Source organism: Pseudomonas morbosilactucae, from assembly GCF_023241665.1.
GTDB lineage: Bacteria > Pseudomonadota > Gammaproteobacteria > Pseudomonadales > Pseudomonadaceae > Aquipseudomonas > Aquipseudomonas morbosilactucae.
In genome coordinates this window covers 39983-52307 of sequence record NZ_JALQCX010000029.1, presented here as the reverse complement: position 1 = coordinate 52307, position 12325 = coordinate 39983, and the positions used below count along the sequence as shown (strand labels likewise).

The window sequence follows — 12325 nt, the reverse complement described above, 5'->3', positions numbered from 1 at the left end:
TTTTTTATTGCCTACGTTTTCTCCAATCCGCCAACTCCCACAAAACACCCTGTAGGAGCCGGCTTGCCGGCGACAGTGACCTTAAGCAGTCACTGATGCGCCCACGGCAGAATCGGAATCGCGGTCACCGCATTCTGCGGACTGCCCTCGATCAAGCGATCGCTATAGACCAGATACACCAGGGTATTGCGCTTCTTGTCGAGGAAACGCACCACCTGCATGGTCTTGAACACCAGGGACGTGCGCTCCTTGAACACCTCCTCGCCATCCTTGAGCTCGCCCTTGAACGCGATAGGCCCAACTTGGCGGCAAGCGATCGAGGCCTCGGCACGATCCTCAGCCAAGCCCAAACCACCCTTCACCCCACCCGTCTTGGCCCGGGACAAATAGCAGGTCACGCCATCCACCTTCGGATCGTCAAAGGCCTCGACCACAATGCGGTCATTAGGTCCGACAAACTTGAACACCGTGGAAACCTGACCAATCTCTTCAGCTGACGCCAACAACGGCATCGCCAAGAGCAAACCCAACAATCCTTTTGCTACGCGCATTCGCTTTTCCTTACGCCACTCAAACCAGAATCAGGTTATCGCGGTGAACCAGTTCCGGCTCAGCCATGTAACCAAGAAGACCGACAATCGCCTCAGACGACTGACCGATGATTTTCTGCGCCTCCAAGGCACTGTAGTTGGCCAGGCCGCGAGCGATTTCACGCCCATCAGGCGCCACGCACACCACCATCTCACCACGCCGGAAACCGCCCTGGACCTGCTTCACACCCACCGGCAACAAACTCTTGTTGCCTTGGGACAGGGCGGACACCGCGCCCGCATCCAGCACCAAGGTACCGCGGGTCTGCAAGTGCCCGGCCAGCCACTGCTTGCGAGCCGCCAGCATGCCGCGCTCAGGCGACAGCAAGGTGCCAATGCGCTCACCCGCTTTCAAGCGATCCAGAACCCGTTCCAGGCGACCACCGACAATGATGGTATGCGCACCGGAACGCGCCGCCAGACGCGCCGCACGCAGCTTGGTCTGCATACCGCCACGCCCCAGGGCGCCACCGGTACCGCCCGCCACCGCATCCAGCGCCGGATCATCGGCTCGCGCTTCGTAAATCAGCTGTGCATCGGGATTGTTACGCGGGTCCGCATCGAACATGCCATCGCGATCCGTCAGGATCACCAACAAGTCCGCCTCCACCAAGTTGGCCACCAGCGCCGCCAGCGTGTCGTTATCGCCAAAGCGAATCTCGTCGGTGACCACAGTGTCGTTTTCGTTGATGACCGGGATCACCTTGAGCTCGACCAGGGCGCGCAAGGTGCTGCGGGCATTGAGGTAGCGCTTGCGATCGGAAAGGTCGTCATGAGTGAGGAGGATCTGCGCGGTGTGCCGGCCATGCTCGGCAAAACTCGACTCCCACGCCTGCACCAGCCCCATCTGACCAATGGCCGCAGCCGCCTGCAGCTCATGCATCGCACTCGGTCGTGCGGTCCAGCCCAGGCGACTCATGCCGGCCGCTACTGCACCGGAGGAAACCAGTACCAGCTCGACGCCCGCCTCATGCAAGGCCACCATCTGCTCGACCCAAACACCCATTGCTGCGCGATCCAGCCCTTTGCCATCCGCTGTCAGCAGTGCACTACCGATCTTCACGACCCAGCGCTGCGCACCTGTCACCTTGCTCCGCATTTTATTCAACCTTTGCCAGCGAGCGACGCGACCGAGCGTCACTCATGGGGTTATTCGTATTGACACCTTGCAGACACCAAAACGCCGCTCAAATGAGCGGCGCCTTGGAAGCTGGCTTGGCAGCGATGATAACACCGCGCCCAGCCAGATAAACCGTCTTCGCGGGCTAGCCCGCTCGCAACGAATCAGTCGCGGACGTAAATGATTTCCGGACCGTCATCATCATCCACATCCTCTTCATCCCAGTCATCGTCACCGATGTCGTGCACGCTCTTCACACCACTGCGACGCAGAGCACGCTGGTCATCCAGGGCCTGCAACTGGGCACGCGCCTCGTCTTCGATACGCTGATCCAGCTCGGCCAGCTCGTCGGCATAGGCCGGGTCGGCCGCCAGGCGATCAGCACGATCTTCCAGGTACCGCATGATGTCGCGACTCAGGCGCTCGGTGCCGTCCTTGGAGATAGCCGAGATCACGTACACCGGGCCCGTCCACTCCAGACGATCAACGATCTCCTTGACCCGCTCTTCATGCTCTTCTTCAAGGATCTGGTCGCACTTGTTCAGCACCAACCAACGCTCGCGCTCCGCCAGGGACGAACTGAACTTGACCAGCTCGTTGACGATCACTTCCGCCGCATCAGCAGGGCTGCTTTCATCCAGCGGCGCCATGTCCACCAAGTGCAGCAGGATCCGGGTACGCGCCAAGTGCTTAAGGAAGCGAATCCCCAGGCCCGCGCCATCGGAAGCACCCTCGATCAAGCCCGGAATGTCGGCAATCACAAAGCTCTTCCAGCGATCAACGCTGACCACGCCCAGGTTCGGCACCAGCGTGGTGAACGGGTAGTCGGCGACTTTCGGCTTGGCCGCGGAAACCGAACGGATAAAGGTACTTTTGCCAGCATTCGGCAAGCCCAGCAGGCCCACATCCGCCAACACCTTCAGCTCCAGCTTGAGATCACGCTGCTCGCCCGGCTTGCCTGGCGTGGTCTGGCGTGGCGCACGGTTAGTACTGGATTTGAACCGGGAGTTACCCAGCCCGTGCCAGCCACCCTGGACCACCAGCAGGCGCTGGCCCGCCTTGGTCAGGTCACCAATGATTTCCTGGGTGCCCGCATCGATCACCGTGGTACCGACCGGAACGCGCAGCTCCAGATCCTCACCTTTCTTGCCGGTGCAATCGGTGCTGCCGCCATTGGAACCGCGCTCGGCATCGAAATGCCGGGTGTAGCGGTAGTCAACCAGGGTGTTGAGGTTTTCGTCGGCGATCATGTAGATCGAGCCGCCATCACCACCATCACCACCGTTCGGACCACCGTTTTCGATGAATTTTTCCCGACGGAAACTCATGCAGCCATTGCCGCCGTCGCCCGCTTTTACTCGAATCGATACTTCATCAACAAACTTCATAACCAAACGCCTCTCGCCGCACGGGCGAGCCGAAAAACACTAAGACATAAGACTCTTGCAAAAATGAGCGCAGCGACCTCAATCAACGACCGAAACATCCAGCGCCAGCAGCCCATACAAACAGTTTTGCAAGAGACTCACCCCACAAACGAAAAAGCCCCGTCGCGAGACAGGGCTTTTCCAGCGTGCGCGCAATTAAGCGGCGACAACGCTCACGTAACGGCGGTTGAAAGCGCCTTTTACTTCAAACTTGATCACGCCTTCGATTTTCGCGAAGAGGGTGTGATCTTTACCCATGCCAACGCCGTAGCCAGCGTGGAATTGGGTGCCGCGCTGACGCACGATGATGTTGCCCGGAATGATTTTCTGGCCGCCATACATCTTCACGCCAAGGCGTTTGGCTTCTGAGTCGCGACCGTTACGGGTACTACCACCAGCTTTTTTGTGTGCCATGAGTTCAATTCTCCTAGTGAGGAATTAGGCTGTAATTAAGCCTGAATACCGGTGATTTTGATCTCGGTGAACCACTGGCGGTGGCCCATACGCTTCATGTGGTGCTTACGACGACGGAACTTGATGATGCGGACTTTATCGTGACGACCTTGGGAGATCACTTCAGCCTTGACGGTTGCGCCAGCAACAACAGGAGCGCCGATGTTCACGTCATCGCCATTGGCGACCAACAGAACGCGGTCAAAAGTCACGGATTCGCCAGTGGCGATTTCCAGTTTTTCGATCTTCAGGTATTCACCTTCAGCGACCTTGTATTGCTTACCGCCGGTAACGATTACTGCGTACATGGTATTTCTCCGATAATCCTGCTCACCCAGCTCTTTATAAGAAGAGGTATTGGCTGGCATGGCTGCATGGGGCTGGAACGGCCCAAGTGCAATTGCGTAAGGCAGGTGCTGCCCAGGAAGTTCAGGGTGCGCGATTGTACGCAAGGCGCAAAGCCTATGCAAGTGGCCGTCCATCGCGCCTTGACACCCGCGGACGCGGGTCCTAGCATGCCGCGCAACCCTTCTGGAGCACCTGTCGCTGATGCAACCCCAAGCTTTCTACCGCGCGGTGGCGGACGATTTTAGCGCCGTCGACGACATCATCAAGAAGCAACTGACGTCTCGAGTGCCGCTGGTATCGAAAATCGGCGACTACATCACTTCGGCTGGTGGCAAGCGCCTGCGTCCTCTGCTGGTGCTGCTGTGTGGCAAGGCCCTGGGCCGCGAAGGCGATGACCTGCGCCTGCTGGCCGCCACCATCGAGTTCCTGCACACCGCGACCCTGCTGCATGACGACGTGGTCGACATGTCCGGCATGCGCCGTGGCCGCTCCACGGCCAACGCCATGTGGGGCAACGCGCCCAGCGTCTTGGTCGGTGACTTCCTGTACTCGCGCTCCTTCGAAATGATGGTCGAGTTGGGCTCGATGCAGGTGATGAAGATCCTGTCCCAGGCCACTCGCATCATCGCCGAAGGCGAAGTGCTGCAGCTGTCGAAGGTTCGTGACGCCAGCACCACCGAAGAAACCTACATGGAAGTCATCCGCGGCAAGACGGCGATGCTTTTCGAAGCCTCGACCCACAGCGCCGCCGCCCTGGCTGGCGCCACGCCGGAGCAGAGCGAAGCCCTGCGGACCTTTGGCGACCACTTGGGTGTGGCCTTCCAACTGGTGGACGACTTGCTGGACTACCGCGGCGACGCGGAGACCCTGGGCAAGAACGTCGGCGATGACCTGGCCGAAGGCAAACCGACTCTGCCACTGATCTACACCATGCGCGAAGGCACGCCCGAACAGGCGGCACTGGTGCGCAAGGCGATTCAGAAAGGCGGTATCGAAGACCTGGAAAGCATCCGCGCGGCCGTCGAAGCGTCCGGTTCCCTGGACTACACCGCCCAGTTGGCCCGCGACTATGTAGCCCGAGCCATCACTTGCCTGGAAGCACTGCCACCCAGCGAGTACCGCGATGCCCTGGTGGAACTCAGCGAGTTCGCCGTCGCCCGCACCCACTGATCCATGACTCGCAAGCCGGCTCCCGCAATGGGGCCGGCTTGCTGGCACTGCCTTGCCCCGCCCCTTCCCGACAAAAACCCTATACAATGTGCGCTTTTTAGCCATCCTGAAATCAAGGAGCGTTAGTGAGCACTTTGCCACCCTGCCCAAAATGCAATTCCGAATACACCTATGAAGACGGCGCCCAGCTGATCTGCCCGGAGTGCGCCCATGAGTGGTCCGCCACCGGCGAAGCCGAGGCGACCTCTGATGACACCGTGAAAAAAGACTCCGTGGGCAACGTCCTGCAAGACGGCGACACCATTACCGTGATCAAGGACCTCAAGGTCAAGGGCACCTCCCTGGTGGTCAAGGTCGGCACCAAGGTCAAGAACATCCGCCTGTGCGACGGCGACCACGACATCGACTGCAAGATCGACGGCATCGGCCCGATGAAACTCAAGTCCGAGTTCGTCCGCAAAGTCTGATGCTTCTGCCTCCATCCCGCGCCTGACGCGGGATGGCGCCCTCTTCCCCCGCCTCGCCGCCCCGCCATAGCAAAAGGCCAGCCCTTTTGACCGACAGCAATTTCCCCACAAAAAAAAAGCAGAAACTGCCAATAGGTACTTGCTATTCATTGAATAAGAATTATTCTCACCTAACCCCATCAAGGAGATGAGAACCATGACTTATTTAATCGACGCCTGGCTGGACCGCCCACAGCCTTACCTGCGGATTCTCCATCGGGAGACCGGGGAAGTTTGTGCGGTACTGGAAGAAGAAGCCCTTAACGAGCTGCAGGACCAGGGAGATCTGGACCTGAACGGTTTGAGCTCCAGCGAGCCGGTGGTGCTCAAGGAACTGGTGCGCAACCTGTTTTTGTTCTGCTACGCCAGAGCCTTGCGCCCGGCATCCGATCTGCATACCAAGTTCCAGGTATGAGACTCACTGCAAAACCTGTAGGAGCCGACTTGCCAGCGAAGGCTTCGGCACGGGTTCAGGGTTGAACCGCGCCGCCCGCCTCGCTTGCAAACCGGCTCCCGCACAGCGGGGTATGGCTTACAGAACGTCGAGCAGCTCGACGTCGAATACCAGGACGCTGTGGGGCGGAATGCTGCCCACGCCTTGCGCGCCGTAAGCCAGCTCGCTTGGCACGTACAGACGCCATTTGCTACCGGCGTTCATCAGCTGCAGGGCTTCGGTCCAGCCCGCGATCACGCCGCCAACCGGGAATTCCGCAGGCTGGCCACGATCGTAGGAGCTGTCGAACACAGTGCCGTCGATCAGGGTGCCGTGGTAGTGCGTGCGCACGCTGTCTTCACGGGATGGCTTGGCGCCTTCACCTTGGGTCAACACTTCGAATTGCAGGCCGGAAGCCAGGGTGGTGATGCCGTCACGCTTGGCGTTTTCAGCCAGGAAAGCCAGGCCGGCACCCGCAGCGGCTTCAGCTTTGGCAGCGGCTTCGGCTTGCATGATCTCGCGGATCACTTTGAAGCTGGCGGACATTTCTTCCTGGCCAACACGGCTAGGCTTGCCGGCGAATGCGTCGGTCAAACCAGCCAGGATTGCGTCCAGGCTCACGCCCGGTGGCGGGTTGTCGCGCAGTTGGTCGCCCAACTGACGGCCAATGCCGTAGCTGACGCGGGTTTCGTCGGTGGACAGATTTACTTCGGACATGAAACTGCTCCGCTGTGGGGACGGCTCGGGAATTTGCCGTGCGTGCACAGCGCATTCCGGGGCGCCCGGAACCAAAAGGGCGAGCAGACTAGCACAGAAGCTGTCGCCATGATGAGCGGGCGCCCTGCCTTACCAGCTTGAGCGCAGGGTGATCGGCACCTTCAGGCTTTCTTCGGCGCTGGCGGCCAGGCCACACATCTCGTCGTGCACCGAGGTGTGTATCAAGTGAAAGGGCAGCTTCGGAAACGCCTGCAGCACTTCGCGCGCATGCTCCACCGAGCGCAGGTGGAACATGTGCCCCTGGTTGTCGCTCAGGGGATAGGCGGCGCCGTGCATGCGGGCCTCAAGCAGGTAGATCCCACCTTCCAGGGAGATCAAGTTCAACTCGTCGACCTTGCCAGCAATGGCATAGGCATTCATTTCTTGCAGGTTCATAAACGCACCTCGTGCAATTCAAGCCCGTGACACTACAGGCATATGCCTGGCGCCCCAAAAGCACAAGGAGCGGACAGGGTCTCTGGACCAACGGCGGACAGAACAGCCAATGCGGTTTCTGTTAGTGTCGCCGCCGCGTCTACTTTTCCTACACGTAATTGGATATCCACAAATGGATCTTGACCCTCTGATTTCTCCGCCAACGGATGGCCAGTCATGCCGTTGAAACGCATCTATCTCGCCCTTGCTGCCAGCACTCTGGCAGCAGCCGGCGTGGCTCTGTATCTGTACCTGGTACCAGGCCCCGAACAAATCCTGGAAAACACCTACAGGGAGCGTTACCACCAAGCAGAGGCCCTCGGCGACCCCGAGTTGGAGAAGCGGGCGATCCAGCGGTTGCAAGACTGGTACAAAGAGCAGCGCCAGGCCTTGGTGCTCGATAGGCCACCTGAGGAGGCCCGCCATAGCCTGGACGCCAACGCGCTGATCGAGCAGTACCCGGACTTGAGCATCGCCGCCCAGCGCTGGCTGGGCAGCCTGTTCTTCAAAAACTACCCGCGCCAAGCCTCCGCCAGCACCTTGATCATCGGTTCACCGTTTATCCGCGACTACCCAGTAAAGCCACTGTTCCCCGCCACCCTGGATTGGGACTCAGCCAGCCTGGCTGACGGCCGCGTGATTGCCCTCGGCAATACCGTGGCAGAGACCGGCGTCTCCCTGATCAAAGTGAACCCCGGGGTGTTCGAACTGCACGACCGGCAAAAAGGCCAACCGGCACCGGACTCGGAACACCGCCCGCCAGTCGTCGCCCTCAACGGCCACGTAGAAATCGTTATTCCAAGCCAGGTCCAGGTGTTCAGTTTTTCGCCCAAGGATGTCGGCAGCACCCGCACCCAGAGCAACCTCAGCGTCACCCTGCTCAAGGTCGGCCCGTACTCCGCCGAGTTCGAACTGCACAACAGCGCGGCGCTGGCGCCGGAGCTCTCGGAGCGAGGCCTCGACCCCTTGGTGATCCAGGCCCTGGACCGCGACGGCAACTACCTGAAGGCCGAAGGCAGCATTGAAAAGGCCCCACAGCAACGGGCCTTCGAAGACCAACAACTGCAGACGCTGCTGCAACAACCCAGCTATGACCCCGTTTTTTTTGACCAGCAGCGCCAACAGCTCGCGGCATTCCACCGGGGCCAGGCCAGCCGCTACAAAAAGCAGTACTTCTCCGGCGAGTTGGCCAGCCTCAAAGTCACCGCCCTGGACTTCTCTGCCGCCAAGGTGGAACGCCAGACGCTGAAGACGGCCGTCGATACCTTCGCCCCAACCCTGGTGGGTAAGACACTGCAGCCCATGCCGGCCACTGCCGTGGTCTATGACGAGCGCATCGCCGAACAGACCGGCCGCTACGCCATGAGCGAGGAAGAGCACCGCCGGAGCGTCAAGGTGCAGTCCGAACTGGTCAGCGTCCGCTACGCCAGAATCCGCTTTCGCAGCGACCTGCCCTTCGACTGGAAGATCCCCGGGCGCCCCATCGACCGCAAAGTCGACTTCTACACCCAGGACAAGCTCGGCAGGCACGGCGACCTGATGGACGTGAGCCCCAATGTCTATGACGTCGATCCCTACGAGGGGTGGATCAGCTACAGCCCCGCCGACTTCCGCCGGGAGCCGGCGTTTGCCAAGGGCACCATGACCCTGATCCATCCAAAAGTGGAAAAGACCCTGTACCCGGTCGACGCCCTCCCCCCGGGCATGCGCCTGCAAGGCAATGCGCTGATTATCGAAAGCAAGCCGTTCCCCAAGGAGCGCTGGCGCTTCTTTGCCCGGGACAGCCAGGGCCGCTACCTGCGCAAGATCCATCAAGTCAGCCATCTGGATAAAGCCTACGGCTCGGCGATGTTCGACGTGCAGTACTACTACGGCGAGCGACCAGTATCGAAGCCTACAAACTAATCAGCATCAGCCCCCTGCTCTATGACTACGACATCGAACTGCAAAAGCCGGAGAACCCCTGCTATGTCACCGACAATGTGGTGATGGCCGGCTGCTTGTAGCCCACAAACCGCCAATAAAAAACGCCCGGGCGTTGTCTAACGGCCGGGCGTCGCGGGTCTTGTTGCGGTCGACAGATCAGTGCTTGGTCAGCTTGTCCAGGTAACCCATGGCAAAGGCCGACACCACAAACGTCATGTGGATGATCACGTACCACATCAGGTAATCGGTGGGCGTGTTCTTGGCGTCCATGAACACCCGCAGCAGGTGGATCGAGGAAATCGCCACGATGGAGGCCGCGACCTTCATCTTCAAGGACGAAGAATCCATCTTGCCCAGCCAGCTGAGCTTCTCTTTGTCCTCGTCGATATCCAGCTGAGAGACGAAGTTCTCATAGCCGGAAATCATCACCATCACCAGCAAGCCGCCCACCAGGGCCATGTCGATCAACGACAATAGCACCAGGATCAGGTCCGATTCGGCCATGGAAAACACATTGGGGATGACGTGGAAGACTTCCTGGAAGAACTTCAAGGCCAGCGCCAGCAGCCCCAACGACAGACCAAAATAGATGGGTGCCAGCAACCAGCGTGAGGCGTACATCGCATTTTCGATTAAACGTTCCATTGAATCTCGCACCTGGTCTGAAAACGGCGGCGAGTATATCAGTGCGCCGAATCCCCATAAACCACCGACAAATCCACGACCTGCGGCTTTTTACAGACGCGTTTTCTGCTAGTGTCGGAGCCTGTCACAGCGTTCACAGACATCGGACAGGAAGACGGAAAATGGATGTGCGATTGCCTTTAGCGAGCATCGGTCTCTGCATTGCCTTGCTGCTCAGCGGCGGGTGCTCGCCGAGTGATGAGAAGCGCCAGGTCAGCCTCGACGACAAGACCGCGCAGTTCGAAAAGTCCCTGGACAGCATCCAGGACCCGAAGCTCAAAGAGGCCATTGCCGACCTTGGCGGCTCGCTGCTGTTGCTGGAACGCGCGCGCCTCAAACTCGAGAGCAAGCCCATCGAAACCGAGTACGGGGAGGATGCCCTGGCCCTGCTCAAGCATTACCCCAGCCCGCAAGCCCTGGTGGATGCCTACATCAACGGCCTGTTCGTGCTGCGCAAGGCCTCGAGTTCCGACTACCTGATCGACTTGCAGCCGGTGTTCCCCTTCAACTTCACCATGCCTGCGGAGTTTCCGTTCCCCCACGGCCTGGAATGGCAGTCCGTCACCCTGAGCAACAAAAAAGTCATCCCCTTTCAGCCGGAGTGGTCGGAAACCGACCCGGGCATCCAGCTCAGCCCTTCGAGTTCCAACCTGACCAACCCGGATGACCTGACCGTGACCTACCCCTTCATCGAAGGGCTGGAAGTGGACAACAAGCACCAGCCCCAACCCGTCACGCTGCAAGGCAAAGTCGAAGTGATAGCCCCGCGCCGGGTACAGACCTTTGTGCTGGGCAAGGGCGATGTGGGCAAGACCCGCACCGACGACAACATCAGCGTGACCTTGATGTCCCTGGGCAAGAACGTCGCCGAGATCCAGCTGAGCAACAGCGCAGCGCTACCCACCGAAGTCGCCGACGCCGCACTGAACCCGCTGCTGGCCCAGGCTCGCGATGCCAGCGGGCAACTGCTTTCCCGCTCCGGGTCGATCAACGAAAACACCCAGCAAATCGCTTTTTACGAGAAACAACTGGCAACCATGCAGAAGCAGTCAGCCTGGAGCGACAGCTTCGAGCAGCAGTTGGAGAGCGAGCAAAAGGACTTCGAACGCCAGCAGCGCAACCACTACAGCAAGGTCTACTTCAACGGGATGATCGATAAGCTGGAAGTCAGCGTGCTCGATTTTTCCCAGGCCAGCGTGACCCGCAAAGACCTGGAACTGCCGGTGCAGCATTTCGAACGCCAGACCACCGACAAGAATATCCAGCCCCTGCCAATGCCGGTGGTGGTGTATGACGACCAGGCGACGGCCTACCTGAAAGGCGCCGACCTCGATGAGGCGTCGTTGAAAAAGTCCGTAACGATCAGCCAGTCGGTGGAAGACTCCAGCGCATCGCGCATCGAGTTCAACCACCCCAAGACCTTCAATGACGAATTGCTGGGCTCAGCGTTCGACGTGGGTGAAACCCCGCTGACGTTCTTCACCCAGGATGACAATGGGAAACGGGGCGAGCCGATCGAGCTGCCGACCGAAGCCTTCGAAATCGACCCGTTGCGCGGGGTCATCACCTACGACCTCAACCTATTTCCTGAAACACCGGCCTACGCCGTAGGCTCGGTCCCGCTGTTCCTGGCCAGCGTCGACCATCAATCCCTCTCCGCCCGCACCCTGCCCGAAGGCCTGACGCTCAAAGGCAATGCGTTGATCGTCGACCAACGCCTGTTCCCGGCGGACACTTGGCGCTTCTACGCCAAAGACGACAGCGGCCAGTACCTCAAGGAAATCCTCAGCGTCAGTCATCAAGCCTCTGACCAGGGCCCGGCCGTGTTCGACGTGCATTACTTCTATGGGCAACCCACCCAGTTGGAAACCTTCATGCGCACCGAACTCAACACCGTGGAATATGGCTTCGAGGTCAAACTGGACAAGCTCGAAGCGCAACCCCCTGCCCAATAAGCCTCAATGCTCGGGGTGAAACTGGATGTTGCGACTGCGCTCGCCATTGATCTGGCGCAGTTGCGCCTGCAGATGCAGGCACCAGATCTGCGGATCATCGGCCAGTTCATAACCATGGGTGGTCAGGCTCTGGACGATGGAATCAAGGATGGATTCGGCCACCAACGGGCCGCAGAACGGGCCTTGGGCCTTGATCGCAGACGGTTGCTCACCGGCCATTCCGGCGGCAAACAGCAAGGTCCACATCCCCTTATCCCCGGCCAGGGGACGAATGCAGCATTCGATGCGGGTAACCAGGCCAAGGCATTGGCGGGTGAGGCAGAGGTTGCGCGACATGGCGGCGACCCTCGGTAGATCCGGCGTTCAGCCTCCGCGAGAAGACTGTTTCGTTCCAGTGACGACTGTCGTTCTCCTTGCCCTGAGGATAGAAGAAAAGCCCGATAAACAAAGTTGACCAAGGCAACAGGCGCCGAATGGTCTATTGGCAAAAGTTGGCGCCAAGTCGCTGACACCTGCGGCGAG

At 59.7% G+C, this 12325-nt stretch carries 14 protein-coding genes; 5 read left to right on the top strand and 9 right to left on the bottom strand.

The features are described from left to right. Positions 1-89 precede the first annotated feature (89 nt). The 5 genes from M1B35_RS16505 to rplU form a co-directional block, all read right to left on the bottom strand. Positions 90-551, bottom strand: coding sequence for a CreA family protein (locus tag M1B35_RS16505; protein WP_123334882.1), 462 nt, complete (start codon positions 549-551; stop codon positions 90-92). Positions 552-570: 19 nt separating this feature from the next. Continuing rightward, positions 571-1689 carry a glutamate 5-kinase gene (proB, locus tag M1B35_RS16500; RefSeq protein WP_123334880.1) on the bottom strand — a complete coding sequence of 373 codons (1119 nt, stop codon included), beginning with the start codon at positions 1687-1689 and terminating at the stop codon, positions 571-573. 185 nt (positions 1690-1874) lie between these two features. After that, positions 1875-3098 carry an Obg family GTPase CgtA gene (cgtA, locus tag M1B35_RS16495; protein ID WP_268262525.1) on the bottom strand — a complete coding sequence of 408 codons (1224 nt, stop codon included), beginning with the start codon at positions 3096-3098 and terminating at the stop codon, positions 1875-1877. A 195-nt stretch (positions 3099-3293) separates the two neighbouring features. Continuing rightward, entirely contained in the window at positions 3294-3551 is a 258-nt protein-coding gene (gene rpmA / locus M1B35_RS16490) for a 50S ribosomal protein L27 (protein WP_003176049.1), read from the bottom strand. 35 nt (positions 3552-3586) lie between these two features. Beyond that, positions 3587-3898: a 50S ribosomal protein L21 gene (gene rplU, locus M1B35_RS16485; protein WP_007924746.1), complete on the bottom strand. Its 312-nt coding sequence runs from the start codon at positions 3896-3898 to the stop codon at positions 3587-3589. Positions 3899-4139: 241 nt separating this feature from the next. Here rplU and M1B35_RS16480 point away from each other — a divergent pair, with 241 nt between their 5' ends. From M1B35_RS16480 to M1B35_RS16470, 3 genes are all read left to right on the top strand, one after another. Then, positions 4140-5108, top strand: a complete 969-nt coding sequence (locus tag M1B35_RS16480; protein WP_123334876.1) for a polyprenyl synthetase family protein — start codon at positions 4140-4142, stop codon at positions 5106-5108. A 125-nt stretch (positions 5109-5233) separates the two neighbouring features. Continuing rightward, the gene (locus M1B35_RS16475; protein ID WP_123334874.1) at positions 5234-5575 is read left to right on the top strand and encodes a zinc ribbon domain-containing protein YjdM; all 342 of its coding nucleotides are present in this window, start codon (positions 5234-5236) and stop codon (positions 5573-5575) included. Between the two features lie 196 nt (positions 5576-5771). Next, positions 5772-6029, top strand: a complete 258-nt coding sequence (locus M1B35_RS16470) for a PA4570 family protein (protein ID WP_123334872.1) — start codon at positions 5772-5774, stop codon at positions 6027-6029. A gap of 117 nt (positions 6030-6146) precedes the next feature. Here the strand turns inward: M1B35_RS16470 and bamJ are convergent, their stop codons facing one another. Together bamJ and M1B35_RS16460 are read right to left on the bottom strand one after the other, a co-directional pair. Further along, positions 6147-6764, bottom strand: coding sequence for a BamJ family beta-barrel-assembly machinery protein (gene bamJ / locus M1B35_RS16465; RefSeq protein ID WP_123334870.1), 618 nt, complete (start codon positions 6762-6764; stop codon positions 6147-6149). A 129-nt stretch (positions 6765-6893) separates the two neighbouring features. After that, a complete protein-coding gene (locus tag M1B35_RS16460) occupies positions 6894-7199 on the bottom strand; it encodes a DUF6482 family protein (protein WP_123334868.1) in 306 nt (101 codons plus the stop codon). Between the two features lie 216 nt (positions 7200-7415). Between M1B35_RS16460 and M1B35_RS16455 the strand changes: the two genes are divergently transcribed. Further along, positions 7416-9143 carry a hypothetical protein gene (locus M1B35_RS16455; RefSeq protein ID WP_268262524.1) on the top strand — a complete coding sequence of 576 codons (1728 nt, stop codon included), beginning with the start codon at positions 7416-7418 and terminating at the stop codon, positions 9141-9143. Positions 9144-9320: 177 nt separating this feature from the next. On the opposite strand, the gene M1B35_RS16450 is transcribed toward M1B35_RS16455, so the two are convergent. Then, positions 9321-9809 carry a TIGR00645 family protein gene (locus M1B35_RS16450; protein WP_123334864.1) on the bottom strand — a complete coding sequence of 163 codons (489 nt, stop codon included), beginning with the start codon at positions 9807-9809 and terminating at the stop codon, positions 9321-9323. A 161-nt stretch (positions 9810-9970) separates the two neighbouring features. Between M1B35_RS16450 and M1B35_RS16445 the strand changes: the two genes are divergently transcribed. Beyond that, positions 9971-11803, top strand: a complete 1833-nt coding sequence (locus M1B35_RS16445; RefSeq protein WP_123334862.1) for a hypothetical protein — start codon at positions 9971-9973, stop codon at positions 11801-11803. Between the two features lie 3 nt (positions 11804-11806). Here M1B35_RS16445 and M1B35_RS16440 read toward each other — a convergent pair whose 3' ends face one another. Next, on the bottom strand, positions 11807-12139 hold the full coding sequence (locus tag M1B35_RS16440) for a PA4575 family protein (RefSeq protein ID WP_123334860.1): 333 nt from the start codon (positions 12137-12139) through the stop codon (positions 11807-11809). Between the last annotated feature and the right edge of the window lie 186 nt (positions 12140-12325).

Bases quoted from the DNA above. Each gene is read 5' to 3' on its own strand.
- M1B35_RS16480 (WP_123334876.1), top strand. From the start codon at position 4,140: ATGCAACCCCAAGCTTTCTACCGCGCGGTGGCGGACGATTTTAGCGCC.
- rplU (WP_007924746.1), bottom strand. From the start codon at position 3,898: ATGTACGCAGTAATCGTTACCGGCGGTAAGCAATACAAGGTCGCTGAA.
- M1B35_RS16450 (WP_123334864.1), bottom strand. From the start codon at position 9,809: ATGGAACGTTTAATCGAAAATGCGATGTACGCCTCACGCTGGTTGCTG.
- cgtA (WP_268262525.1), bottom strand. From the start codon at position 3,098: ATGAAGTTTGTTGATGAAGTATCGATTCGAGTAAAAGCGGGCGACGGC.
- M1B35_RS16470 (WP_123334872.1), top strand. From the start codon at position 5,772: ATGACTTATTTAATCGACGCCTGGCTGGACCGCCCACAGCCTTACCTG.
- M1B35_RS16505 (WP_123334882.1), bottom strand. From the start codon at position 551: ATGCGCGTAGCAAAAGGATTGTTGGGTTTGCTCTTGGCGATGCCGTTG.
- M1B35_RS16460 (WP_123334868.1), bottom strand. From the start codon at position 7,199: ATGAACCTGCAAGAAATGAATGCCTATGCCATTGCTGGCAAGGTCGAC.
- proB (WP_123334880.1), bottom strand. From the start codon at position 1,689: ATGCGGAGCAAGGTGACAGGTGCGCAGCGCTGGGTCGTGAAGATCGGT.
- rpmA (WP_003176049.1), bottom strand. From the start codon at position 3,551: ATGGCACACAAAAAAGCTGGTGGTAGTACCCGTAACGGTCGCGACTCA.
- M1B35_RS16445 (WP_123334862.1), top strand. From the start codon at position 9,971: ATGGATGTGCGATTGCCTTTAGCGAGCATCGGTCTCTGCATTGCCTTG.
- M1B35_RS16455 (WP_268262524.1), top strand. From the start codon at position 7,416: ATGCCGTTGAAACGCATCTATCTCGCCCTTGCTGCCAGCACTCTGGCA.
- M1B35_RS16440 (WP_123334860.1), bottom strand. From the start codon at position 12,139: ATGTCGCGCAACCTCTGCCTCACCCGCCAATGCCTTGGCCTGGTTACC.
- bamJ (WP_123334870.1), bottom strand. From the start codon at position 6,764: ATGTCCGAAGTAAATCTGTCCACCGACGAAACCCGCGTCAGCTACGGC.